Here is a 24,674-nt window from a genome sequence, read left to right on the forward strand (position 1 = left end):
CTTTGCAACGCCGCAGACCGCCTGAAAGGGCGATTGGACAACCCCGGTGGAGAGCGGGAGCAGGTTCTAAGTAGTTTCCATTGGGCATTTTTGCATTGTGGAGGCAGACCGGAGCAGTTTTCAGCTTTGCTTTGAACCGATCCCGCTGACTAATCAGGCTGGGCCGATGTGCGCAGCGCCTTGCGCGCCACACGGACAACTGGCCTGAATGACGGATGAGAAAATGGATCCTCAACTCTTGCAACAACGGCTAGGCCACAACTTCAAGGACGCTTCTTTACTGCAGCAGGCCTTGACGCACCGTAGCCATAGCTCTTTGCATAATGAGCGGCTGGAATTCCTTGGCGATTCGGTGCTGAACTGCGTGGTGGCTTCGCTGCTGTTCGACCGTTACGACAAGATCGACGAAGGCGATTTGTCGCGCCTGCGCGCCAATCTGGTCAAGCAGCAATCCCTCTATGAAATCGCCCAGCGGCTTGAGCTGTCGCAGTTTCTGCGCCTGGGCGAGGGCGAGCTTAAATCGGGCGGTTTCCGCCGTCCGTCGATTTTGGCCGACACGCTTGAAGCGCTGTTTGGCGCGATCTTCCTTGATTCCGGCTTTGAAGCGGCACGCGCGGCGATCCGTGCGTTGTACCTGCCGGTGCTGGAACACGTCGACCCGCGAACCTTGGGTAAGGATGCCAAGACCCTGCTGCAGGAGTTTCTGCAAGGGAAGAAGATCCCGCTGCCGCAATACAACGTCATCGCCACCCACGGTGCGGCCCACAATCAGGAGTTCGAGATCGAATGCCTGGTGCCCAAGCTGGACATCCAGGTTTTCGGTACCGGCGGCAGCCGCCGTGCCGGCGAACAGGCAGCGGCCAAGCTGGCGCTGGAGGCCGTCCAGCTGGCGCTGGCCAAGACTCCCTCCGCCAGCCGCAAGCCGCGTGCACGCACGACCCAGCTCAAGCTGGCCGGCATCGCCACCATCCAGCCGGACGCTCCTGACGTGGCGGAACCGTCGGCCAAGGGCCATCGCCCGGATACCGCCGAGCGCAGCGCCAACGTCAAGCCCTTGAAGGGCGAAGTGCGCGCCGACAAGAGCGACCTGGTCGACAAGGCCGAGCGCGCGGAAAAGGTGGAGAAGATCGAGAAAGCCGAAAAGGCTGACAAGAGCGATAAAGGCGATAAAGCCGACAAACAGGACAAAGCCGTGAAAGAGCCGAAAGACGCAAAGGAGGCCCGTCACCAGGCCGCCAGAGGCGACGGCAAGACCAGCGGCGACCGCAGCGAAGCGGTGGCAGAACCCATTTCGGCAGCCTCGGCTGCCACGCAATCCAAGACAGCATGACAGACTCTCCAATGACCGGCACTGAGCCGGCACCGGTGCCGGGCGATTACCGCTGCGGCTATATCGCCATCGTGGGCCGTCCCAACGTCGGCAAATCGACCTTGATGAACGTCCTGGTCGGCGCCAAGGTCAGCATCACCTCGCGCAAGGCGCAGACCACGCGCCACCGCATTACCGGTATCCAGACCATCGGCGAGACGCAATACGTCTATGTCGATACGCCGGGTTTCCAGACCCGCCACAGCAATGCGCTGAACAAGACGCTCAACCGCACCGTCACCAATACGCTGACGGCCGCCGATGTGATCCTGTTCGTGATCGAGGCGGGGACGTTCGGCCCGGCCGACAAGCAGGTGCTGGACCTGCTGCCATCCAACGTGCCGTGTATCCTGGTGCTGAACAAGTCGGACCGCAGCAAAGACAAGGCCACGCTGATGCCGTTCGCGCAGGAGGTCGCCTCCCACCGCGATTTCGCCGCTGTGGTGCCGGTGTCGGCCAAGCAGCGTTTCCAGCTGGATCGCCTGCAGGAAGAGATCCGCAAGCTGCTGCCGCACAATCCGCCGATGTTCGACGAAGACGACATCACCGACCGCAGCGAGAAATTCCTGGCGTCCGAGATCGTGCGCGAGAAGGTGTTCCGCTTCGTCGGGGAAGAGTTGCCGTATACCAGCACCGTGCTGGTTGAGAAGTTTGAACAAGAGGGCAACCTGCGCCGCGTGTTTGCCGCCATCCTGGTCGAGCGCGACACCCACAAGGCCATGGTGATCGGCCAGAAGGGCGCGCGCCTGAAGGAAATTTCGACCCAGGCCCGGCTCGACATGGAGCGCCTGTTCGGCGGCCCGGTCTATCTGGAAATCTGGGTCAAGGTCAAATCCGGCTGGGCTGACAACGAAGCCGGTTTGCGCGCCTACGGTTACGAGTGACCTGGTCGGCAGGCGCTGCAGCACATTTCATGGCATACCGCCGCCCAGCTTGACGCGGCACAACGCATTCAGGACGGATATTTGATGACTACCGTGCTTTCCGAATCCCAGCTTGCCGGCCAGGTTGAAGGCGCCGTCACTGTCGTGCCGGCCAAGACTGACGCTAAAAAGCCCGCGCGCGCGCCAGCGCGCAGCCGCGCTGTCCCGGAGAAAGAGCATCGGGTACAGGCGCAGCCGGGCTTCATTCTGCACAGCTATCCCTATAAGGAAACCAGCCTGATCGTCGACGTGTTTTCACGTGACCATGGCCGTGTGGCGCTGGTGGCCAAGGGGGCCAAGCGTCCGCATTCCAAGCTGCGCGGTGCGCTGCAGACTTTCCAGCCGCTCTCGTTGTCATGGAGCGGCAAGTCCGAAGTGCGCACGCTGACCGAGGCGGAATGGGTAGGCGGCCTGCTGCCGCTGGAGAAATCGGCGCTGCTGTGCGGTTTCTACCTCAATGAATTGCTGGTCAAGCTGCTGGCGCGCGAGGACGCGCACCCGGCGCTGTTCGACCATTACGTGGCTACCCTGAACAAGCTGGCCCACGGCGAGAATGCACCCATCGTGCTGCGCCAGTTCGAACGCTTCCTCCTGAAGCAAACCGGCGTGGCCGGCAACTGGGGCCTGTGCACGGTCAGCGGCAAGACGGTGCAGCCGGATGGCGTGTACGTGGTTGATCCGGAGCAGGGTACGCGTCCCGAGCGCCTGTCCGACCGGGCGCCCAAGGTCTCCGGCAAGACCTTGCTGGACATGGAGCGCGAAGACTACAGCGATCCGACCACCCAACTGCAAAGCAAATTCCTGATGCGCTACCTGCTGGCCCACCATCTCGGCGGCGCCCAGCTCAATACGCGCCAAATCCTGATCGACCTGATGCAGCTTTGATCCGGTTTGCATGGGCAAGCCGTTCGCATTCCTGGTTGACGCAAGGTTTGATATGGCGCCACCGGACATGCGCCGATATGGATAAAATCACCGGTTTCCCGGCGCCGTGCAGGCGCCACTTTGACAGAACCAAGCACATACGATTCCAGACGCCATGAGTTTCCTGCAACCCGCCGGCCCGTCCATTGAACTGGGCATCAATATCGACCACGTCGCCACCTTGCGCAATGCCCGCGGCACGGCCTATCCCGACCCGATCAAGGCTGCGCTGGAAGCGGAAGAGGCCGGCGCCGACGTCATCACGCTGCACTTGCGCGAAGACCGCCGCCACATCCGCGACGCCGACGTCAAGGCGATCCGCCCGCTGCTCAAGACGCGCATGAACCTGGAAGCGGCAGTGACGCGCGAGATGATCGATTTCGCCTGCGCCATCAGGCCGCAGGATGTCTGCCTGGTGCCGGAAAAGCGCACTGAGGTCACTACCGAAGGCGGCCTCGACGTGATCGGCCATTTTGCCGACGTACAGGCGGCGATCCGCCAACTGCAGCAGGAAGGCGTGCGCGTCTCGCTGTTCATCGATCCCGACCCGCAGCAGATCAAGGCCGCAGCCGAAGCGGGTGCGCCGGTCATTGAGCTGCATACCGGCCGCTACGCCGACGCTACCAGCCAGAAGGAGCAGCAGGACGAACTGGAGCGCATCCAGGGCAGCGTGCTGGAAGGCGTCAAGCTCGGCCTCAAGGTCAATGCCGGCCACGGCTTGCACTACACCAACGTGCAGGCGATCGCCGCCATTCCGCAAATTGCGGAGCTCAATATCGGCCATGCGGTGGTGGCGCATGCGGTGTTCGCCGGTTGGCGCAATGCCGTTTCCGAGATGAAGGCGATCATGATCAAGGCGCGCCTGGCCGCTATCGGCAAGGTTTAACGCAAGCATGATTTACGGCATCGGTACCGACATCCTCCAGATCTCGCGCGTGCAGGCCGCACTGGGCCGCCACGGCGACCGCTTCGCCGAAAAGATCCTGGGGCCGGAGGAAATGCAGAAATACCTGCGACGCAAAGCCAAGGTCGAAGCGCGCGGCATCCGCTTCCTCGCCACGCGCTTTGCCGCCAAAGAAGCCTTTTCCAAGGCGATTGGCATGGGCATGCGCATGCCCATGACCTGGCGCGCCATGCAGGTGTTGAACGCACCCAGCGGCAAACCGGTGGCGGTATGCAGCGGCGCCCTGAAGGAGTGGATGGAGCAGCAGGGCCTTTCCGCCCAGGTGTCGATTACCGACGAGGCGGAATACGCCGTCGCATTTGTCATTGTGGAGAAACCATGAGTAAAGCAGGCAAGGCCCTGGGGCCGGTCATGCTGGATGTGGTCGGCACGCGCCTGGAGGCGGACGATATCAAGCGCATCCAGCACCCGTTGACCGGCGGCGTGATCCTGTTCACCCGCAATTATGAAAATCGCGCCCAATTGGTCGAATTGACCTCGGCCATTCGCAAGGCGCGCCCGGGCGTGCTGATCGCGGTCGACCATGAGGGCGGCCGCGTGCAGCGTTTCCGTACCGACGGTTTCACGCTGCTGCCCGCCATGGGCAAGCTGGGGGAGACCTGGGACAAGGATGTGCTGCATGCCGCCAAGCTGGCTACGGCAACCGGTTTCGTGCTGGCTTCCGAATTGCGTGCCTGCGGCATCGACCTGTCGTTCACGCCGGTGCTGGACCTTGACTATGGCGAGTCCACGGTCATCGGCGCGCGCGCTTTCCACCGCGACCCGCGTGTGGTCACATTGCTGGCCAAGAGCCTGAACCATGGCCTGGCGCTGGCGGGCATGGCCAATTGCGGCAAGCATTTCCCCGGCCACGGTTTCGTCGCAGCCGATTCGCATGTGGCCATCCCGGTCGACGAGCGCGAGCTCGACGCCATCCTCGGCGAAGACGCGACGCCTTACGACTGGCTGGGCATGAGCCTGGCCGCCGTGATGCCGGCGCATGTGATCTATCCCAAGGTGGACAAGCACCCGGCCGGCTTCTCGGTGAAGTGGCTGGGCATGCTGCGCCAGCGTTTCGCCTTCCAGGGCGTCATTTTCAGCGACGACCTCAGCATGCATGGCGCCAGCGTTGCCGGTGGCGCGCTCGATGCGGCGCAGGCTGCCATCGATGCCGGCTGCGATGTCGCGCTGATCTGCAATTCGCCGGACAAGGCCTGGCAGATATTGAACGGCCTCAAGGGCGGCACGGACGCCGCCTCGGCCGCGCGCCGCGCGGCGCTGGTGCCGACGTCTGCCGCATTGGACTGGGATGCATTGCAGGCCGACGCGCGCTATCTGGCCGCGCGCGCGCTGGTGTTGTCGCTGTAACGCTGGCGCGCGTTTCGCCATCCAGCCGCCGCCATGTCAGAGCCCATCGTTACCCCGTTACCCGATCCGCGCGAACTCGTGCTGGAGACGGTCGCACGGCTGCCGCACCTGCCAGGCGTCTACCGCTATTTCGATGTGCAGGACAACGTGCTGTACGTCGGCAAGGCGCGCGACCTGAAGAAGCGCGTTTCCAGCTACTTCCAGAAGACCCTGACCAGCCCGCGCATCGCCATGATGGTGGAGCGCATTGCGCGCCTTGAGACCACCGTCACGCGCAGCGAGGCCGAGGCGCTGCTGCTGGAAAACAACCTGATCAAGACCTTGCGTCCGCGTTTCAACATCCTGTTTCGCGACGACAAGTCCTATCCCTACCTGAAACTCACCGGCCATGCCTACCCGCGCATGGCCTACTACCGTGGCGCGGTCGACAAGCGCAGCCAGTACTTCGGGCCGTTCCCGAATGCCGGCGCGGTGAAGGAATCGATCCAGATCCTGCAGAAGGTGTTCCTGCTGCGTACCTGCGAAGACAGCGTCTTCACCAACCGCACGCGGCCCTGCCTGTTGCACCAGATCCATCGCTGCAGCGGGCCGTGCGTGAAGCTGATCAGCACCGAGGATTACGCCATCGATGTCGAGAACGCATCGAAATTCCTGCGCGGACGCCAGACCGAGGTGATGCAGGCGCTGGAGCAAAAGATGCATGCCTTTGCGGCCGACCTCAAGTTCGAGCAGGCGGCGGCGGTGCGCGACCAGATATCGTCGCTGTCATCCGTGCTGCACCAGCAAAGCATGGAGACGGTGAGCGACGCCGACATCGACATCATCGCCGTGGTGGTGCAGGGCGGACGCGCCTGCGTCAACCTGGCGATGGTGCGTGGCGGCCGCCACCTGGGCGACCGCGCTTATTTCCCGACACAGGTGGACGACGCGCTGGCCACCGGCGAGGAGGCCATCGAGGTGGAGGTGCTCAAGGCTTTCCTGGCCCAGCATTACATCGACAAGTTCATTCCCTCGGCGCTGATCGTCAATACCGAGTTCGACGACCCGGCGCTGATGGTGGCGCTGATGGAGCAATGCGGCCACCGCATCGCGCTGACTTTCCAGCCGCAAGGCCAGCGCCGCCAGTGGCTGGAGATGGCAGCCAAGGGCGCCGGGCTGTCGCTGGCGCGGCTGCTGTCGGAGCAGGGCTCGCAGCAATCGCGCACGCGCGCGCTGGCCGAGGTGCTGGGGCTGGAGGGCGAGGACCTGGAAAACCTGCGCGCCGAATGCTTCGATATCAGCCACACCCAGGGCGAAGCGACCCAGGCCTCGTGCGTGGTGTTCCATCACCATGCGATGCAGAACGGCGAATACCGCCGCTACAACATCAACGACATCACACCCGGCGACGACTATGCGGCCATGCGCCAGGTATTGCTGCGGCGCTACGAGAAGGTCGCCAACGGCGATGGCGTGATGCCGGATATCGTGCTCATCGATGGCGGCCGCGGACAGGTGGAAATGGCGCGCCAGGTGCTGACCGAACTCGGCCTGGATATCAGCCTGATCGTCGGCGTGGCGAAGGGGGAGGGGCGCAAGGTTGGACTGGAAACACTGGTGTTCGCCGATGGCCGCCCGTCCAGGGAGCTGGGCAAGGAATCGGCTGCGCTGATGCTGATCGCGCAGATCCGCGACGAAGCCCACCGTTTTGCCATCACCGGCATGCGCGCCAAGCGCGCCAAGGCGCGCCAGACCTCGCGCCTGGAAGAGATCGAAGGCATCGGCGCCAAGCGGCGGCAGCGTTTGCTGGCACGCTTTGGCGGCTTGCGCGGCGTAGCCGACGCCAGCGTGGATGAATTGGCCTCGGTGGATGGCATCTCGCGTCAGCTGGCCGAAGAGATCTACCGCCAGTTGCATTGAGCCCTCAATCAATGGTTCTCATCGCCCGGTGAGCCGCGGGCAGGGCTACTCTGCTACTATTCGGTAAAATTTTTTGTGTACGCCGCTTCCAAAGACCAACAAGACGTATGCCTTTCAATATTCCCATTTTGCTGACCTGGCTGCGGGTCGCGCTGATCCCGCTGGTCGTCGGCGTGTTCTACCTGCCGGAAATCGGCCTGAACCGTTTCGAGCAGGGCATCGCATCCACCATCGTGTTCATCGTCGCCGCGCTGACCGACTGGTTCGATGGTTTCCTCGCGCGTCGCTGGAACCAGACTTCGGCGTTCGGCGCCTTCCTCGATCCGGTGGCCGACAAGCTGATGGTGACCGGCGCCTTGCTGGTGCTGGTGCATCTGGGCCGGGTGCATCCGGTCATCGCTTTCATCATCATCGGCCGCGAGATCGCGATTTCGGCGCTGCGCGAGTGGATGGCGCAAATCGGCGCCTCCAAGTCGGTGGCCGTGAGTTCGCTGGGCAAGATCAAGACGACCGCGCAGATGATCGCCATTCCCATGCTGCTTTACTACGACACGCTGCTGGGCGTCGTCGACACGCGGCTGTGGGGTACTATCCTGCTGCTCGTCGCGGCGGTGCTGACGGTGTGGTCGATGCTCTACTATCTGCGGAAAGCGATGCCGCTCATCAAGAAGGTGCATGAAAACAGCAATTGATAGTTGACAATTTCTAAGCGCGTCCTATAATAGCGTTCTGTTGTCGATGCGGGAGTAGCTCAGTTGGTAGAGCGATACCTTGCCAAGGTATAGGTCGAGAGTTCGAGACTCTTCTCCCGCTCCAGGTTACTTGGAAAAAAGGAAGCCTAAAAAAGCTTCCTTTTTTTATTGTACGAGGCGCGCACGCATCAGCGATGTGGTCGCAATGAAGGTTGGATCAATCGATAAGATGTTTGCAAAGAAGTCGTTTGCAAACAACGCGCGTTTTAGGTAGTATGCGTGTCCCCAAGGCGGGGTAGCAAAGTGGTTATGCAGCGGCCTGCAAAGCCGTGTACGCCGGTTCGATCCCGACCCCCGCCTCCAAACTCCATGCGGGAGTAGCTCAGTTGGTAGAGCGATACCTTGCCAAGGTATAGGTCGAGAGTTCGAGACTCTTCTCCCGCTCCAGATTTGAAAGAGGAAGCCAGCTTCCTCTCGTTGTTGAAGTCGGCGCAACACAGTACGGTCCCATGCGGGAGTAGCTCAGTTGGTAGAGCGATACCTTGCCAAGGTATAGGTCGAGAGTTCGAGACTCTTCTCCCGCTCCAAATTGAAAAAGAGGAAGCCTGATGGCTTCCTCTTTTCATTTCTGCTTCCGGTTTCTTTCTGAAACCCGGTCTTTTCAGTTCAAGGCTTCCCATGCCACCACTTCTTGCGCGCTCATGCGGCAGCGCGCAAGAGATAGCCACGTCGCTTTGCATCGATGTTTAAACCGTTTTCCCTCAGGAGATCGGCATGCCCTTATTTGGGAATGAGGCCTGCACGCGGCAGGAAATTGTTTATTGGAAATGTCACGTCGCATAGCATCAATTTTTGAGGGCGGACAACGAAAAGCAACATAAGCCCTTTTTCGTGGATTCCCCTGATTGCCACCGCAGGATTTCCCATCTACATTGGGAAGTTCAGGCTTATTGCTTGTCTATCCATAAAATTCGGGGGAAACATGGACAGTTTTCAGAAAGAGATTGATGAAAGAACCAATCTCACTGCATCCAACAAGTTCGAGCTTCTGCTATTCCGCTTGGGGGCGGATGCCTATGGCGAGCGTTCCGAACTGTTCGGCATCAATGTATTCAAGATCCGCGAAATCGTCCCGATGCCGCCTGTCACCAAGGCGGCCGGTACGCAGTCGCCGATGCTGGGAATGGTCAACATTCGAGGCCAGATCATTTCCGTGATCGACTTGCCGGCCGTGGTCGGCTGTGTGCCCAAGACCGGCCTCAACATCCTGCTGGTGACCGAATACGCGCGCAGCACGCAAGCCTTCGCGGTGGAGTCTGTGGACGAGATCGTGCGTCTGGAATGGAGCCAGGTGTTATCGGCGGAATCCAAAACCGGCGGCAACTTCGTCACCAGCATCGCACGCCTGGACAACGACCAAGACGCTGGCCGACTGGCCCAGGTGCTCGACGTCGAACAGATCCTGCACGAAATCATGCCGACCGACCGCGACCTGAAGATGGAAAACCTGGGCAAGGGCAGCAAGCACGGCATGAAGGCCGGGGCCATCGCCATCGCCGCGGACGACTCCAAGGTCGCGCGCTCGCTGATCGAGCAGGGGCTGCGCGCCATGGAGATCCCTTTCGACATGCACATTACCGGAGCGGAGGCCTGGCTCAAGATACAGAAACTGGCACAGGAAGCGCGCAGCGAAGGGCGGCCGGTCTCGGACAAGATTTCGTTTGTGCTGACCGACCTGGAAATGCCGGAGATGGACGGCTTTACCTTGACCCGCAACATCAAGCGCGATGAGTTCCTGAAAAACCTTCCGGTGATCATCCATTCTTCGCTGTCGGGTTCGGCCAATGAAGATCACGTCAAGAGCGTGGGAGCGGACGCGTATGTTGGCAAGTTCGAAGCCAATGAGTTGGCCGCCACGATTTTCGGTGTGCTGGACCGTATGCCGAGTTGAGTTGCAGGGTGCTTGGCAGGTCATGCAAAAGAGCCCAGATGGGCTCTTTTGCATAATGGGATGAGATATGTTGTCAGTGGCTACCATGCAGAACGATTGTCCTGCATGCCCCGAAAAAGGGCATGAAGCGGTTGACTGAATACCGGCAAATACCCGCCGGCTGTTTCTCCCTCGAATTTTGTCGATCTCTTATACTGTCGCTCTTTCGACTACGCCATGCCGCGTCACAAGCGGCGCCAGGCCCAGTATCCCATGCAGATTCCAGCCATTCCACCGATCCACGATCCCGAGCTGGCGGCGCGACTCGACCACCGTATCGACGACAAGACCAAGCCGCAAGGCAGCCTGGGCGTGCTCGAGCAGTTGGCGCGCCAGATCGGGCTGATCCAGCGTAGTGAGCATCCGGCGATCGCCAAGCCGGCCATCGTGGTTTGCGCCGGTGACCACGGCGTTACCTCAGAGGGAATTTCCGCCTATCCCCAAAGCGTGACCTGGCAGATGGTCGAGAATTTCCTGGCCGGCGGTGCCGCCATCAACGTTTTCGCCCGGCAGAATGGCTGCGCGCTGCATATCGTCGATGCCGGGGTGAACCATGAGTTCGGCAAGCGCGTTGACCTGGTTGACTGCAAGGTGGGGCCTGGCACCAGGAATTTCTGCGAACAAGCGGCAATGAGCGATGAAGATTGCGTACGCGCGCTGGAGGCCGGCATGCGTTTCGTCGATGGCCTGGACTGTGATGTGCTCGGCTTCGGTGAAATGGGCATCGGCAATACGACCTCGGCGGCGGCATTGATGTCCGCATTCACGGGGATTGCGGCCGCCGACTGCGTGGGTGCCGGCACCGGACTGGATGCAGAGGGCATCGCGCACAAGCGTGACGTCATCGAACGCGCCTTGCGCCTGCATGCCGATGCCAAGGCGCCATTGGACGTGCTGGCTGCTTTCGGCGGCTTCGAGATTGCGTTCATCGTCGGTGCCATGCTGCGTGGCGCACAAAGGCGCATGGTATTGCTGGTGGATGGCTTCATCGTCACCTCGGCCTTGCTGGCCGCAGCGGCCTTGCAGCCTGCGGTGCTGGACTACTGTGTGTTTTCGCATTGCTCCGACGAGGCCGGTCACCGCCGCATGCTGGACTACCTCAAAGCCCGCCCGCTGATGCAACTCGACCTGCGCCTGGGCGAGGGGACCGGTAGCGCGCTGGCGTTGCCGCTGTTGCGCGCAGCAGTGAATTTTCTGGAACGCATGGCGACTTTTTCCTCCGCCAGCGTCAATGGAAAAAATGGCTGAGCATCCATCAACCGGACAAGCGCAGCCTGCGCCCGCCAGCCGTGGCGTAGCCTATCAGTTGCGGCTGTTTTTCATCGCACTGCAATTTTTCACGCGGTTGCCGATTCCCCGCTGGGTCGGCTTTCATCCGGACTGGCTGCAGCGCTGCACGCGTTATTTCCCGCTGGTCGGCTGGATCGTCGCCTGGGTGACGGCGCTGGTCTATGTACTGGCGGCCCAGTTCTGGCCGCAAGCAGTGGCCGTACTTTTATCCATCGCGGCAGGCATCTGGCTGACCGGCGCTTTCCATGAGGACGGTTTTGCCGATATATGCGACGGCCTTGGCGGCAGCAGCAGCCGAGAGCGTGCGCTGGACATCATGCGCGATTCGCGCGTTGGCGCTTATGGCGCGATCGGCATCGCCATGCTGCTGGCGTTGAAGCTGGTAGCGCTCAACGCCATGCTGCCATTCCAGGTGCTGGCCGCGCTGGGGATCGCCCATCCGCTGTCGCGCTGGCTGGCAACCTGCCTGATCTGGCGTATGGATTACGTCCGCGAAGAGGGCAAGGCCAAGCCGCTGGCGCAGCACATGACTGGCGGCGAATTCCTGCTCGCGACTGTTTTTGCGGTGTTGCCGGTGATCGGTACGGTTTATTGGGGGCTGATGTCGTGGCAGCGCATCGCAGCAGGCCTCGCACTGGCCGTGGTCGCCGCTGCATGGCTGGCGCGCAAGTTCAACAGGCGTCTGGGCGGTTATACCGGCGATTGCCTGGGCGCCGTCCAGCAATTCAGCGAGACCGCTTTCTATTTGGGTGCGCTGGCAGTGGCTCCCGGCTTTATCGGAAACTGAGCCATGCATCTCCATCTTGTCCGCCATCCTGCGCCCATCCTCGACAAAAGTTATTGCTACGGCAGCAGCGACGTCGCCGTGGCGCCCGGCACACTTGAGTTGTGCTGCGAGCGCGTAAGCCTTTTGCTGCCCCGTGGCGCGCCGATCATTTCCAGCCCCTTGCAGCGTTGCGCCGATCTCGCGCTGGCCTTGGCACAGGCGCTGGACATTGAGAGCATCGCCCTTGATATCGGCCTGCAGGAAATGCACTTCGGCAGTTGGGAGCTGCGTGCCTGGGACGATATTGCCTGGGCCGAAGTCGAGGCCTGGAACCGCGATCTGCTGCACCACGCGCCAGGCGGAGGCGAGACGCTGTTAGAGGTGGCCCAGCGTGTATGGGATGTGTTCGATGCGCTGCGTCGCGGTGACGATGCGCAAGCCATCGTGGTGTGTCATGGCGGTTCGATCCGCATGTTGCGCGCCTGCGCGGCATGGCATGCCGAACACGGCGCCGATACGGCCCCCGACTCCAGCGCGATGGAGGCGATCGCCTTGCGGGCAGCCGCCGATAAGCGAGATATTGGATTCGGCGAATTGATTACGCTTGAGATCGACGCCTTGCCTCTCATACAGCGCTGATTCCGGCGTTCGCCGACATCAGATTTTTCCTTCCAGCCGCAGCGACTCCACCGCGAACTTGATCAGTTCGGCCTGGCCGTCGATGTTCAGCTTGCGCTTGATGTTGAGCCGGTGGGTTTCCACGGTGCGTACGCTCAGGTCGAGTTCGCGCGCAATCTGTTTGTTGGATTCGCCATTGGCGATATGCTTGAGCACCTCCCGCTCGCGCAGCGTCAGCAGGTTGCGTTCCGGCAGCGGTTGCGTCAGCTGGCGTGCCAGTGCCGCGCTGTAATAGATCCCGCCCGATTTCACGGTTTCGATGGCTTGCACGATATCCTGGCTGGGCGCATCTTTGAGCACGTAACCGCGGGCGCCGGCCTGGATCGACTGCATGACGTATTCGCCCTTGTCATGCATGCTCAGGATGAGCACGGCGATCTCAGGATGGCGGGCATGGAACTGCGCCGTCAGCTCGATGCCGTTGGTGCCGCGCATGTTGATATCCATCAGCGCGAGATCGATATTCTGGCGGGCCGCCGCTGCCAGCGCTTCTTCCGCATTGCCGGCTTCGGCCACTACCGCCAATCCCGGCACTGCTTCCAGCCGGGCGCGCAAGCCGTCGCGTACCAGCGGATGGTCATCGATCAGCATCACGCGGGTGGTGCAAGGAGAGGACGCTTGGATGTCAGGCATGGGAATGGGCAAAGGAAGAGTGACGGGGAACCAATGCGGTGACCTGCGTGCCGGCGGGAGACGAGTCCAGCGCGAGCTCGCCGCCCACGGCTTCCATGCGTTCTTGCATGTTGCGCAGGCCAATGCCGCGCCGGGGGGGGTCATCCACCTGGTCGACATTGAAGCCGGAGCCATTGTCGCGTACCTGCAGCATCACGAAGTTCTTTCCGCCATGCAGGCGCACTGCGATCTCGGTCGCGCCGGCATGGCGCGCGATATTGGTCAGCGCCTCCTGCGCGACGCGAAACAGCACGGTATTGACGGCATCCGGCAACGGGCCGGTTTCGCCATCGGTATCGAATTGGATCGTTGTGCCGGCATCGGCTGCTTCGCGCCATTCTCCGCACAGGTGCTCCAGCGCGGCCGCCAGCCCCAGGTCGTCCAGGATCGCCGGACGCAGGTCGTGCGAGATGCGCCGGACCTCGGCCAGCACGCCGTTGATTTGTCCGGCCGTCTTTTCAAATGCCCCGCGCGCCGCCTGCACTTGTTCCGGCGTGCCGTTGAGGCGGATCAGCGCGGCTTCGATCTGCAACTTGATCGATACCAGCCATTGGCTGATGCCGTCATGCAGGTCGCGCGAGAGCCGGGCGCGCTCATCTTCCTGGGAGCGCACCACCCGCTGCGCCAGCTGCCGCAGCTTGGCATCGGCGACGCGATGTTCGCTGATGTTGAGCAGCAGGCCCGACAAGGCCACCGCCAGTGCACTCGAAACCGCGATGATGGCGATCATCAGCATGGTCTGGTGGACGTGGCCGGAAATCTGGTTGTCGATTTCGGACAGCGCCGCATCGACATCGTCGAGATAGATGCCGGTACCGATCACCCAGCCCCAGCGCGGCAGGCCTGCCACGTAACCGAGCTTGGGCGCGACGTTCTTGCTCGAGGGTTTCTGCCACAGGTAGCGTTCGTAGCCGCCCCCCTTGTTGGCGCGTTCGATGAGGTGCTGGATGGTCAGGCTGCCTGAGGCATCGCGCCAGTCCCACATTTCAGTGCCGACCAATTCGGGCTGGCGTGGGTGCATCACGTTGCGGCCGTTCTGGTCGTAGACGAAGAAATAGCCGTCATCGCTGAATTCCAGGTCGGCCAGGATGCGTTTGGCTTCGTTGCGGACCGCTTCGTCGCTGCGGCCGCTGTTGTAAAGATGGCTGACCGCGTGAATGGCCAGATCCACATAGTGTTTGAGCTCCGCGTTCTTACTGGCGAGATAGGCCGCTTCGATCGAGGCGCGCTGTTGGCGTCCCAGCTCCACCGCCTGATGCCGCACCACCAGTGCGATGGCGGCAATGGCCAGGCAGAGCGGCACGATGGCGAGGAAGATGATTTTCTGGCGCAATTTCATGACGCGATTCTACCGAATGCCTTTTCACATTCGTTGAAAAGAAGGCGCATTTGCAACGCCAAAACCGCCCAGGCGCCAAGTTTTCTTTGGAATTGAAAGAGGGGGGAGGCTGTTCTCGGTAATTCTACGTAGAGGTTCTGCGTAGTCCTGCGCTTGTGGGCGAGGTCATCGATATCGAATACTACTGCCCGTTTCTCGAATATTTTTTGCGCCAGTCAGAGTGGGCAAAACGGTGGCATTCACCGCGCTCTGCCGGCATGAGAAATATGAGAAAGAAACGCCCGTTCGAGGACGGGCCGCGCCAAGGCAAACCGACAATAAAACATTCTTATAACCAAGATTCCCATCGCGGGAGGAGAACAATGAACCAGACTATTTCCAGGCTGGGCTGGCTTGCGCTAGCCCTGGCAGGCGCAAGCGCATGCGCCTATGTCGCGTTGCAGCGCGGCGAATCGATCAACGCGGTGTGGCTGGTGGTCGCCTCGGTATGCGTCTACCTGATCGCCTATCGCTTCTACAGCAAGTTCATCGCCGAGCGGGTGCTCGGCCTGGACGGCAAACGCATGACGCCGGCCTATAAATTCAACGATGGGCTGGATTACGTGCCGACCAACAAGTACGTGCTGTTCGGCCACCATTTCGCCGCCATCGCCGGCGCCGGTCCGCTGGTGGGGCCGGTGCTGGCCGCGCAGATGGGCTACCTGCCGGGCATGTTGTGGATCCTGTCCGGCGTGGTGTTCGCCGGTGCCGTGCAGGATTTCATCGTGCTGTTCATCTCCAGCCGTCGCGACGGCCGTTCGCTGGGCGACCTGATCAAGTCCGAGCTGGGCCAGGTGCCTGGCGTGATCGCGCTGTTCGGCGCCTTCATGATCATGGTGATCATCCTGGCGGTGCTGGCGCTGATTGTGGTCAAGGCGCTGGCCGAGTCGCCCTGGGGGACGTTCACCGTGGCGGCGACGATTCCCATCGCGCTGTTCATGGGGGTGTACTCGCGCTATATCCGTCCGGGCCGCATCGGCGAGGTGTCGTGGATCGGCTTTGTGCTGCTGATGCTGGCCATCGTCGGCGGGCAGTATGTGCAGGAGCATCCGGCACTGGGCCACATGTTCACCTTCGACGGCAAGCAATTGACCTGGATGCTGATCGGCTATGGTTTCGTCGCCTCGGTGCTGCCGGTGTGGCTGTTGCTGGCGCCGCGCGACTATCTCTCGACCTTCCTCAAGATCGGCACCATCGTCGCGCTGGCGCTGGGCATCGTGTTCATCGCACCGCACCTGAAGATGCACGCAGTCACGCGCTTCATCGACGGCAGCGGCCCGGTGTGGTCGGGCTCGCTGTTCCCGTTCCTGTTCATCACCATCGCCTGTGGCGCCGTCTCCGGCTTCCATGCGCTGATCTCCTCGGGCACCACGCCCAAGCTGCTGGAGAATGAAAAGCATGCGCGCTTCATCGGTTATGGCGCGATGCTGATGGAATCCTTCGTCGCCATCATGGCGTTGATTGCGGCTTCCTGCATCGAGCCCGGCATCTACTTCGCGATGAACAGTCCGGCTGCGCTGATCGGCACCACGCCGGAGAATGTGGCCCAGGTGATTTCGCAATGGGGTTTCCACATTACCCCTGAGATGCTGGTGCATACCGCACAGGCGGTCGGCGAGCACACTATCATCTCGCGCGCCGGCGGCGCCCCGACACTGGCGGTGGGCATGGCGCAAATCCTTTCAGGCGTGACCGGCGAGGCGATGATGGCGTTCTGGTACCACTTCGCCATCCTGTTCGAAGCGCTGTTCATCCTGACTGCAGTGGATGCGGGCACGCGTGCCGGCCGTTTCATGCTGCAGGATTTGCTGGGCGCCTTCATCCCGCCGATGAAGCGTACCGACTCGTGGGCTGCCAGCCTGATTGCTACCGGCCTGTGCGTGGCCGGCTGGGGTTACTTCCTGTACCAGGGCGTGGTCGATCCGTTGGGCGGCATCAATACCCTGTGGCCGCTGTTTGGTATCTCGAACCAGATGCTGGCAGGTATCGCGCTGATCCTGGCAACCTGCGTGCTGTTCAAGATGAAGCGCGACCGCTTCGCCTGGGTGACGGTGGCGCCGACCGCGTGGCTGCTGGTGTGCACCTTGACGGCAGGCTGGCAGAAGGTGTTCGATGCCAACCCGCGTGTCGGTTTCCTGGCGCATGCCGCCAAGTACCAGGCGGCGCTGGATGAAGGCAAGCTGCTGGCGCCGGCCAAGTCGATCGAGCAGATGCGGCAGGTGATCTTCAACGATTACATCGATGCCGGTTTGGCGGCAATGTTCATGATCGTGGTGGTGAGCGTGCTGGTGTTTGGCATCCGTACGGTGCTCAAGGCGCGCGCGGCCAACCAGCCCAGTGTGCGGGAAGCGCCGTATGAATCCCTGCCGGCAACGGCTGTCGCGCAACCATGAGAGGAGGCCGGCCATGAAAATGTCGGGAGCATTCGCGCAACTGTTGGCCTGGCGCCGCCAGGCCGGCCGCACGCTGAACCTGATGGTCGGCATGCCGGAATACGACAATTACGTTGCCCACATGAAGCATACCCATCCCGACCAATGCGTGATGAGTTATGAAGAGTTCTTCCGCGAAAGGCAGGAAGCGCGTTACGGCGGGAAGGGGCGGGTGGGGCGCTGCTGCTGACAACTGCGCATGTCGCTGCACAAAAAAGGAGGCCTTGGGCCTCCTTTTTTGCTGGCGACTATCGCCGATGGCTGTGTAGTAGCGCGTTGAGCCGGCCAGGCATTACAAAGTGGCCTCGCCTGGCGGCGTAGTTGTCCAAATTGCGAGCAATTTATTGGAAACCCTTGCCGTGAAAGGATGTCCGATACCCGATAACTGCTTGTCCACAGACTTGTTCACAGCTTCTGTGAGTAACTTTTTTGTCCAGGGGGCAAAGTGGGGCAGGTCGGGGGGCGTGCGCATTTGCGTATAATGCCGGTCTTTCGCTGGCCTGTTGATTGACAGACATTATTCTTCTCCAATAACACAACGATGCGACGACTGCTATTACTGCTGTTGACCTTCCTGCTCCCGCTGCAATTGCTGGCGGCGACGGTTGGCGACCTGCCGTCGCGCGCAGAGGTGGCGCAAAGTTTTGCTGGAGTCTTATCCGTGACGTGGGAGCCGGGGCCGGCGGCGTTGTCCGGCCCCGTTTTGCACGATATCGCCTTGGTTGCCGATGCGACTGAAAAAAAGCTTGCCGTCTCAATGAACGCCGTCTTTGATACGGAACTGCCGCAACCGCCCCTATATGCAGTCGACCAGCCGGTTGGCGACGACGACAGCGATTTCCCCACTTCTCAGGTGGAATGCGAAGACCATACAATGCCGGCGCGTATTGCTACGCCGGATGCGGTCTGGCAACCTTTCCCCCATCTTTTCACGGCCCCGTTGAGCTGGCCGTCCTTCGTTCGCGACCAGTTGCGTCCGCCCCCATTAGCCTGATTCCCTTTTCGTGCGCCGACAGTGCGTGAGGCGGCTGGTTCGCCTGCACCCCTGCGCATGATTTCGCTTGCCGTCCATTCCTTGTAAGGGAGCGGACGTATCACTACTCAATCGGGAAAAACCATGAAGCGCATCATCCTGTTCCTCGTTACCAACCTTGCCGTGATGCTGGTGCTGAGCTTTACCGCCAGCCTGCTCGGCATCAACCGCTACCTGACCGCCAATGGCATGAATTTCGGCATGCTGCTGGCGTTCTGTGCCCTGATCGGCTTCGGCGGCTCCTTTATCTCGCTGCTTATGTCCAAGACGATCGCCAAGTGGTCGACTGGCGCACGCGTGATCGAGCAGCCGCAAAATTCTACCGAACTGTGGCTGGTCAATACCGTCCAAAGCCTGGCCACCCGCGCCCAGTTGCCAATGCCGGAAGTCGCAGTCTATGACGGCCCGCCGAATGCCTTCGCCACCGGCGCCAGCAAGAGCAATTCACTGGTGGCGGTGTCCAGCGGCTTGCTGCAGGGGATGACCAAGGAAGAGGTCGAGGCGGTGCTGGCGCACGAAGTGGCGCACATCGCCAATGGCGACATGGTGACGCTCACGCTGATCCAGGGCGTGGTCAATACTTTCGTCATGTTTATCGCCCGTGTGGTCGGGTATTTCGTCGACTCGGCCTTGCGCCGCAACAGCGAGCAATCCGGGCCGGGCATCGGTTACATGGTGACCGTGATCGTCTGCGAGATTGTGTTCGGCATCCTGGCCAGCGTCATCGTCATGTATTTCTCGCGCCAGCGCGAATTCCGCGCCGATGCCGGCGCCGCTTCGCTGATGGGATCCAATGCGCCGATGATCAATGCCTTGCGCCGCCTGGGCGGCATGCAGCCTGACGGCTTGCCGCAGAACCTGCAGGCATCCGGCATCTCCGGCCGCGAGTCGTGGATGGGCCTGTTTTCCAGCCACCCGCCGCTGGAGTCGCGCATTGCCGCGCTGCAGGCGCGCCGTTGATCTGGCTGTGCAGTCCGCGGTACGGCGTCACGCCATGCGCCGTGCGGACGATCGGCGGTGTCCGTGATAGTCTTTATGCCGCCGTTGGTGCAGTCTCTGCAGTCTTTTGTGCAGTCGTTCCAAAAAATTCAAATCATCCACCTCGAAAGGACCATTGACTGATGCCTCATCACACCCCACTTATCGCCACCATTGTCGGTGGCCTGGTGCTGGCGTTCATTTTCGGCACCCTGGCCAACCGTTTCAAGATGCCGCCGCTGATCGGCTACCTGGTCGCCGGTATCGCTATCGGCCCGTTCACACCGGGCTTCGTCGGTGACGCGGATCTGGCGCAGGAGTTGGCCGAGATCGGCGTCATCCTGCTGATGTTCGGCGTCGGCCTGCATTTTTCGCTGAAGGATTTGCTTTCGGTAAAAAACATCGCCATTCCCGGCGCGGTGGCGCAGATCGCCATCGCCACCTTGCTTGGCATGGGGTTGGGATGGACGTTGGGGTGGCCGATGGGAGAAGGTTTCCTGTTCGGTCTGGCCTTGTCGGTCGCCAGTACGGTGGTGCTGCTGACGGCGCTGCAGGAGCGGCGCCTGGTGGAAACCAAGCGCGGGCGCATTGCCGTGGGTTGGCTGATCGTTGAAGACATCGCGATGGTGCTGGCGCTGGTGCTGATTCCGGCGTTGAGTGGCATTCTCGGCGGCAAGGGCGAGGCGATGAGCGGCAACGCCTTGTTGCTGACGCTGGGCATGACGTTGGGCAAGGTAGTGGCCTTTGTGGCGGTGATGCTGATTGTCGGGCGGCGTGTGATTCCGTGGATCCTGGAGCGGATTGCCGATACCGGCTCGCGCGAGCTGTTTCGCCTGGCGGTGCTGGCGATCGCACTGGGGTTTGCGCTAGGGTCTGCTTATGTTTTCGGCGTATCGTTCGCACTGGGCGCTTTCTTCGCCGGCATGATCCTGTCGGAGTCCGAGCTCAGCCACCGTGCCGCGGAAGAGTCGCTGCCGCTGCGCGACGCCTTCTCGGTGCTGTTCTTTGTGTCGGTGGGCATGCTGTTCGACCCGTCGATATTGCTGCGCGAGCCGCTGCTGGTGTTGGCCACCGTACTGATCATCGTGGTCGGCAAGTCGCTGGCGGCATTGCTGATCGTGCGCATTTTCGGCCATCCGATGTCGACCGCGCTGACCATTTCCGCCAGCCTCGCGCAGATTGGCGAGTTCTCCTTCATTCTGGCTACGCTCGGCATTTCGCTGGATCTGCTGTCGCCGGTAGCGCGTGACCTGATCCTGGGCGGCGCGATTCTTTCCATCCTCATCAATCCCTTGTTGTTTTCGCTGCTGGACCGTCTCAAGCCGCGCATCGAAGCCCGCGAGGGGGCCGAGGCTCAGGCCGAAGTGGCGCAGCAGGAGGTCGACCTCGACGGCCACGTGGTGCTGGTCGGTTATGGCCGTGTGGGGCGTGGTATCGGTGAACAATTGCGCGCCCAGGGGACTCCCTTCGTCGTGATCGAGGCGCAGATCGAGAATGTCGAAGCCTTGCGCGCTGAAGGCATCCAGGTGCTGTATGGCAATGGCGCCCAGTCGGACTTGCTGAAGGCTGCCGCCATCGAGCGTGCGCGCTGGCTGCTGGTGGCGATTCCCGAGGCATTCGAGGCTGGCCAGTTGATCGAGCATGCGCGTGCGGCCAATCCAAACCTGCAGGTGGTGGCGCGGGCGCATTCCGATGCCGAAATTGAACATCTTGAGAAGCACGGTGCTCATCAGGTGATCATGGGTGAGCGCGAGATCGCCCGTGGCATGCTGGGTGCGCTGGGGCAGGGCGCCTGAGCATATAGGGTTCGCAGCCTTGGGTGTTGACGGCGATTCGTCAATATCCATGGCGCTCTGCAGCATTTTTTAAGCCATGATAAAGTCGTGTTTGCCGTGCTGATGGGTCTTGCGCCCGATGTACGGCAACAAGTTCTCGGGGCGGGGTGAAACTCCCCACCGGCGGTGATCATGTGGCGCCTTTAGTGGCGCCGGCATGTAGCCCGCGAGCGCCCGGCATGCCGATTCCTTTCGGCGCCGGGGTCAGCAGACCTGGTGAGATCCTGGGGCCGACGGTCATAGTCCGGATGAAAGAGAACGGGATGCCGACACCGTGCACGCGTTGTGCGCGGATGGCCGTGCATTCCCACGCCCTGTTTATTCATCGAACAGGAGTCCTGAACCGTGTCTCAAATCGCATCTCAAAGCATTTCCCATCCGCATCTTTCCGCAGTCAATTCCAATCACGGCAAGCGCATCGCCTTTATCCAGGCCAGCTGGCACAAGGAGATCGTCGACCAGTGCCGCATTGCCTTCACCGAGGAAATCGCCAAGCTGGGCTGGCCTGCCGATAGCATCGATTTCTTCGAGCTGCCGGGGGCTTTTGAAATCCCGTTGCATGCAAAGGTTCTAGCCAAGACCGGCAAATATGCAGGCGTAGTTGCCAGCGCCCTGGTAGTCGACGGCGGTATCTATCGCCATGATTTCGTCGCGCAGTCGGTGGTCTCGGCGCTGATGCAAGTCCAGCTGGAAACCGAAGTGCCGGCCTTCTCTGCCGTGTTGACGCCGCATCATTTCCATTCGCATGGCGAGCACCAGGCCTTCTTCCATGAGCACTTCCTGGTCAAGGGCCGCGAAGCTGCCCGCGCTTGCGCGACGACCATCGCCAAACTGGCGGAAGTCAGGGCTGTCGAGGGTGCCAAGCCATCATTGAACGCTGCCTGATTGGTGGGGCGATAAAGCATGAGGCGGTGAGAAGGCCGCTTCATGCGGACCGGATTGCCTGGCGTTAATTTTCTTGATGCCTGTGAAGCATTTGCTTACAAACATTACGCCTTTCCTCTAGCTGGGCGTCGCGCCGGAGCATATATTCTGGATACGTATTTCAGAATGAATAAAGGAGCTATCGTGAAAAAGTCGATTCCCATGATGGTCGGCATGTTTGCTATCGCGGCCATTGCCGGCTTGTCTGCCGCGCCGGCGATGGCCGGGCATGTCTCGATCGGTGTGAATATCGGCGTTCCGGGCGCTTATTACGCTGCTCCGCCGCCGGTATATGTCCAACCCGCACCGGTGTATGTTGCGCCGCCTCCGGTTTATATGCGTCCGGCTCCGGTCTACTACGTGAATCCGGCCCCGGTGTATGTGGAGCGCGATTATTATCGCCGCCATCACTATTGGCACCGTCCGCCGCCTCCGTATTGGCGTCGTTGAGGCGCAGCAGGGCGGTCGGGTCTGAATGGCCCGGAGTATGAAAAATGGCAGCCTGGGCTGCCATTTTTCATTTTCTCCACCCCCGAATTTCTTGAATCCCGGGCGTCCGATTGCTTATTTCTTCGGCGGCGCCGGATCGTCTTCGTCCGTATCGACCAGCAGATAGCGTTCGGCCGCACCGAAGAAGCGGTCATAGAAATCCGGTGAACGTATGGTTTCGCTGGAGACCCGCACCAGAGAGTCGTCGCTGGAGCCGAAAGGCATCGAAACCGAACCTAGGACGCCCACGCCAAGACTGGCGGAGGTGTTGCTCTTCTTCAGGGCGAACCCATCCTGAGTGGCGCTGACGAACATGGTCGAGCTTTTGCCGTTGCCGTTGGATGCGCACACGACATGGAATGCGATCTCCATGTGTTTATCGCTGGCCGGCTGGAAACTCTTGTTGCCATCCATGGTGGTTTCGGTGGTCTTGCTGATGACATAGCCTTGGCCTAACAAGGCTCGGCGCGCCGCTTCGCAGACGGCCTTTTCAGTGCCGGGGAAACTGCGCGAGAAGGCGTTGGTGTCGCTGAATTCTTCCTGATGATAGAACGCCGCCTTATCGGTGGAACAGGCCGACAGTCCCAATGAGAGCGCGATGATAAGAGGCAGAGGATAAGAAAAACGCGGGCGGGGCATGCAACAGATCTCCGACGACATGGTGGCCTGAATTGTAAGGGATTCGATGCGCGGAGGGCTCGAAGAGTTCGTAAATATCGGTAACAGTGCCGTAAGCGGTGGAAACGATGGCGATTTGCCGCGCATATGCGCACTTTTCAATTGTTTGCATTCCTTTGTCGCCGTGCGGAGTACAGTGATCTTGTTCGAGGCCTGCTATCCTATCCGGTATCACGTTTTTCGGTGCGCCTGGTAATAGCTTTTCTGAAGAAGGCTTGCCGAAACAATCTTCGGGCGAACTATATGAATTCACTGCAAACACTCTTTGGCATCGAACATCCATTGATCCAGGCGCCGATGGCCGGCGTTCAACTGCATGGACTGGCTGCGGCCGTATCCAACGCCGGCGCGCTCGGCTCCCTGCCTGGCGCCATGCTGGCGCCGGCGGCACTGGCGGAAGAGCTCGGCAAGCTGCGTGTGGCGACAGATAAGCCTTACAACGTCAATTTTTTCGCCCACACCAATCCCAAGCCCGATGCCGTTCGTGAAGATCGTTGGCACAGGGCCTTGTCCCCGTATTACGAAGAGTTCGGCGTCGATACCTCGTCCATTACGGCAGGCCCCGGTCGCCAGCCGTTCAGCCCGGCGGTGGCTGATTTGCTGGAAGAGTTCAAGCCCAAGGTGGTCAGTTTCCATTTTGGACTGCCGGCGCCGGAGCTGATGCAGCGGGTGCGTAGCTGGGGTTCGCGCATCATCGCTTCGGCCACCACGGTGGAGGAGGCAAAGTGGCTGGCCGAACGCGGCGTCGACGCCATCATTGCCCAAGGAGTGGAGGCAGGCGGCCATCGCGGTATTTTCCTTTCCGGCGACCTGACAACCCAGGTTGGAACATTTTGCCTGGTGCCGCAGATCGTCCGCGCGGTGAAACTGCCGGTGATTGCCACCGGCGGCATTGTTGACGCCAACGGCGTGGCAGCGGCCATGGCGCTTGGCGCTGCCGGTGTGCAAGTCGGTACTGCTTATATGCTGTGCCCTGAGGCGATCACCAGCGCATTGCACCGCGCTGCGTTGAAGAGCGAACGCGCACGCCATACTGCATTGACCAACCTGTTTACCGGACGTCCTGCGCGCGGCATCGTCAACCGTGCGATGCGTGAGCTGGGGCCGATCAGTTCGGAAGCGCCGGAATTCCCGTTGGCGACGTCGGGTATCGCCCCTTTGCGCGCCAAGGCCGAGGCTGCCGGACGCGACGATTTCACTTCAATGTGGGCAGGACAGAATCCGGACGGATGTAAGGAAATCCCTGCTGCAGATCTGACACGAGAGCTGGTGGCAGGATTGCGGATGTCTGGCAGCCGTTGATGTGTTTGACTACCTGTATTTGGGTTACCGGAAGCCAAATGGGAGTTACCATTTGGCGGGAATGTTGAAATGCTTCGCCAAATTTGGACCTGCATGAGTAAAATTACTTGT

General features: G+C 61.1%; 23 protein-coding genes, 4 tRNA genes and 1 riboswitch. Of the genes, 24 read left to right on the forward strand and 3 right to left on the reverse strand.

Annotation, left to right across the window (positions count from 1 at the left end; genetic code table 11):
- The first annotated feature begins 223 nt into the window (after nucleotides 1–223).
- From rnc to AKL28_RS02080, 16 genes are all read left to right on the forward strand, one after another.
- A complete protein-coding gene (gene rnc, locus AKL28_RS02005; RefSeq protein WP_050466393.1) occupies nucleotides 224–1,330 on the forward strand; it encodes a ribonuclease III in 1,107 nt (368 codons plus the stop codon).
- The gene (gene era / locus AKL28_RS02010) at nucleotides 1,327–2,253 is read left to right on the forward strand and encodes a GTPase Era (RefSeq protein ID WP_050466394.1); all 927 of its coding nucleotides are present in this window, start codon (nucleotides 1,327–1,329) and stop codon (nucleotides 2,251–2,253) included. The genes rnc and era overlap by 4 nt, the downstream gene beginning before the upstream one ends.
- Nucleotides 2,254–2,337: 84 nt before the next feature.
- The gene (gene recO, locus AKL28_RS02015; protein ID WP_050466395.1) at nucleotides 2,338–3,177 is read left to right on the forward strand and encodes a DNA repair protein RecO; all 840 of its coding nucleotides are present in this window, start codon (nucleotides 2,338–2,340) and stop codon (nucleotides 3,175–3,177) included.
- Between the two features lie 154 nt (nucleotides 3,178–3,331).
- Nucleotides 3,332–4,102 (forward strand): pyridoxine 5'-phosphate synthase, encoded by a 771-nt coding sequence (gene pdxJ / locus AKL28_RS02020; RefSeq protein ID WP_050466396.1) that lies wholly within the window; start codon nucleotides 3,332–3,334, stop codon nucleotides 4,100–4,102.
- Nucleotides 4,103–4,109: 7 nt separating this feature from the next.
- Nucleotides 4,110–4,502 carry a holo-ACP synthase gene (gene acpS / locus AKL28_RS02025; RefSeq protein WP_050466397.1) on the forward strand — a complete coding sequence of 131 codons (393 nt, stop codon included), beginning with the start codon at nucleotides 4,110–4,112 and terminating at the stop codon, nucleotides 4,500–4,502.
- On the forward strand, nucleotides 4,499–5,527 hold the full coding sequence (gene nagZ, locus AKL28_RS02030; protein ID WP_050466398.1) for a beta-N-acetylhexosaminidase: 1,029 nt from the start codon (nucleotides 4,499–4,501) through the stop codon (nucleotides 5,525–5,527). Before acpS ends, nagZ begins: the two co-directional genes overlap by 4 nt.
- A gap of 33 nt (nucleotides 5,528–5,560) precedes the next feature.
- A complete protein-coding gene (gene uvrC, locus AKL28_RS02035; RefSeq protein ID WP_050466399.1) occupies nucleotides 5,561–7,426 on the forward strand; it encodes an excinuclease ABC subunit UvrC in 1,866 nt (621 codons plus the stop codon).
- 107 nt (nucleotides 7,427–7,533) lie between these two features.
- On the forward strand, nucleotides 7,534–8,118 hold the full coding sequence (pgsA, locus tag AKL28_RS02040) for a CDP-diacylglycerol--glycerol-3-phosphate 3-phosphatidyltransferase (RefSeq protein WP_050466400.1): 585 nt from the start codon (nucleotides 7,534–7,536) through the stop codon (nucleotides 8,116–8,118).
- 48 nt (nucleotides 8,119–8,166) lie between these two features.
- Nucleotides 8,167–8,242, forward strand: a tRNA-Gly gene (locus tag AKL28_RS02045).
- Between the two features lie 165 nt (nucleotides 8,243–8,407).
- Nucleotides 8,408–8,481, forward strand: a tRNA-Cys gene (locus tag AKL28_RS02050).
- An 8-nt stretch (nucleotides 8,482–8,489) separates the two neighbouring features.
- A tRNA-Gly gene (locus AKL28_RS02055) sits at nucleotides 8,490–8,565 on the forward strand.
- Nucleotides 8,566–8,629: 64 nt separating this feature from the next.
- Nucleotides 8,630–8,705: transfer RNA gene (locus tag AKL28_RS02060), tRNA-Gly, on the forward strand.
- A gap of 395 nt (nucleotides 8,706–9,100) precedes the next feature.
- Complete coding sequence (locus AKL28_RS02065) at nucleotides 9,101–10,069, forward strand: chemotaxis protein (RefSeq protein ID WP_050466401.1); 969 nt, start codon at nucleotides 9,101–9,103, stop codon at nucleotides 10,067–10,069.
- A gap of 252 nt (nucleotides 10,070–10,321) precedes the next feature.
- Nucleotides 10,322–11,356 (forward strand): nicotinate-nucleotide--dimethylbenzimidazole phosphoribosyltransferase, encoded by a 1,035-nt coding sequence (gene cobT, locus AKL28_RS02070; protein ID WP_050466402.1) that lies wholly within the window; start codon nucleotides 10,322–10,324, stop codon nucleotides 11,354–11,356.
- Nucleotides 11,349–12,185 (forward strand): adenosylcobinamide-GDP ribazoletransferase, encoded by an 837-nt coding sequence (locus tag AKL28_RS02075; protein ID WP_050466403.1) that lies wholly within the window; start codon nucleotides 11,349–11,351, stop codon nucleotides 12,183–12,185. Before cobT ends, AKL28_RS02075 begins: the two co-directional genes overlap by 8 nt.
- A 3-nt stretch (nucleotides 12,186–12,188) precedes the next feature.
- On the forward strand, nucleotides 12,189–12,803 hold the full coding sequence (locus AKL28_RS02080; RefSeq protein WP_050466404.1) for a histidine phosphatase family protein: 615 nt from the start codon (nucleotides 12,189–12,191) through the stop codon (nucleotides 12,801–12,803).
- Between the two features lie 18 nt (nucleotides 12,804–12,821).
- On the opposite strand, the gene AKL28_RS02085 is transcribed toward AKL28_RS02080, so the two are convergent.
- Nucleotides 12,822–13,475 (reverse strand): response regulator, encoded by a 654-nt coding sequence (locus AKL28_RS02085; RefSeq protein WP_050466405.1) that lies wholly within the window; start codon nucleotides 13,473–13,475, stop codon nucleotides 12,822–12,824.
- Complete coding sequence (locus AKL28_RS02090; RefSeq protein ID WP_050466406.1) at nucleotides 13,468–14,853, reverse strand: cache domain-containing protein; 1,386 nt, start codon at nucleotides 14,851–14,853, stop codon at nucleotides 13,468–13,470. The genes AKL28_RS02085 and AKL28_RS02090 overlap by 8 nt, the downstream gene beginning before the upstream one ends.
- A gap of 362 nt (nucleotides 14,854–15,215) precedes the next feature.
- Here AKL28_RS02090 and AKL28_RS02095 point away from each other — a divergent pair, with 362 nt between their 5' ends.
- The 7 genes from AKL28_RS02095 (at nucleotide 15,216) to AKL28_RS25360 (ending at nucleotide 22,544) form a co-directional block, all read left to right on the forward strand.
- Nucleotides 15,216–17,285 carry a carbon starvation CstA family protein gene (locus tag AKL28_RS02095; protein ID WP_050466407.1) on the forward strand — a complete coding sequence of 690 codons (2,070 nt, stop codon included), beginning with the start codon at nucleotides 15,216–15,218 and terminating at the stop codon, nucleotides 17,283–17,285.
- Nucleotides 17,286–17,298: 13 nt separating this feature from the next.
- Nucleotides 17,299–17,514: a YbdD/YjiX family protein gene (locus AKL28_RS02100; protein WP_050466408.1), complete on the forward strand. Its 216-nt coding sequence runs from the start codon at nucleotides 17,299–17,301 to the stop codon at nucleotides 17,512–17,514.
- Nucleotides 17,515–17,865: 351 nt separating this feature from the next.
- A complete protein-coding gene (locus AKL28_RS02105; RefSeq protein ID WP_050466409.1) occupies nucleotides 17,866–18,318 on the forward strand; it encodes a hypothetical protein in 453 nt (150 codons plus the stop codon).
- Nucleotides 18,319–18,441: 123 nt separating this feature from the next.
- Nucleotides 18,442–19,317, forward strand: a complete 876-nt coding sequence (gene htpX / locus AKL28_RS02110) for a protease HtpX (RefSeq protein WP_050466410.1) — start codon at nucleotides 18,442–18,444, stop codon at nucleotides 19,315–19,317.
- Between the two features lie 161 nt (nucleotides 19,318–19,478).
- Nucleotides 19,479–21,131 (forward strand): YbaL family putative K(+) efflux transporter, encoded by a 1,653-nt coding sequence (ybaL, locus tag AKL28_RS02115; RefSeq protein ID WP_050466411.1) that lies wholly within the window; start codon nucleotides 19,479–19,481, stop codon nucleotides 21,129–21,131.
- Nucleotides 21,132–21,259: 128 nt separating this feature from the next.
- Nucleotides 21,260–21,434, forward strand: a riboswitch (FMN riboswitch).
- 105 nt (nucleotides 21,435–21,539) lie between these two features.
- The gene (locus tag AKL28_RS02120; protein WP_050466567.1) at nucleotides 21,540–22,055 is read left to right on the forward strand and encodes a 6,7-dimethyl-8-ribityllumazine synthase; all 516 of its coding nucleotides are present in this window, start codon (nucleotides 21,540–21,542) and stop codon (nucleotides 22,053–22,055) included.
- A gap of 42 nt (nucleotides 22,056–22,097) precedes the next feature.
- A complete protein-coding gene (locus tag AKL28_RS25360; protein WP_402698565.1) occupies nucleotides 22,098–22,544 on the forward strand; it encodes a hypothetical protein in 447 nt (148 codons plus the stop codon).
- A 114-nt stretch (nucleotides 22,545–22,658) separates the two neighbouring features.
- On the opposite strand, the gene AKL28_RS02130 is transcribed toward AKL28_RS25360, so the two are convergent.
- Nucleotides 22,659–23,222: a DUF2242 domain-containing protein gene (locus AKL28_RS02130; RefSeq protein WP_050466413.1), complete on the reverse strand. Its 564-nt coding sequence runs from the start codon at nucleotides 23,220–23,222 to the stop codon at nucleotides 22,659–22,661.
- Nucleotides 23,223–23,504: 282 nt separating this feature from the next.
- On the opposite strand from AKL28_RS02130, the gene AKL28_RS02135 reads away from it, so the two are divergent.
- A complete protein-coding gene (locus AKL28_RS02135) occupies nucleotides 23,505–24,563 on the forward strand; it encodes an NAD(P)H-dependent flavin oxidoreductase (protein WP_050466414.1) in 1,059 nt (352 codons plus the stop codon).
- The last annotated feature ends 111 nt before the right edge of the window (nucleotides 24,564–24,674 follow it).

It is taken from the genome of Herbaspirillum chlorophenolicum (assembly GCF_001189955.1).
Lineage (GTDB): Bacteria > Pseudomonadota > Gammaproteobacteria > Burkholderiales > Burkholderiaceae_D > Herbaspirillum > Herbaspirillum chlorophenolicum.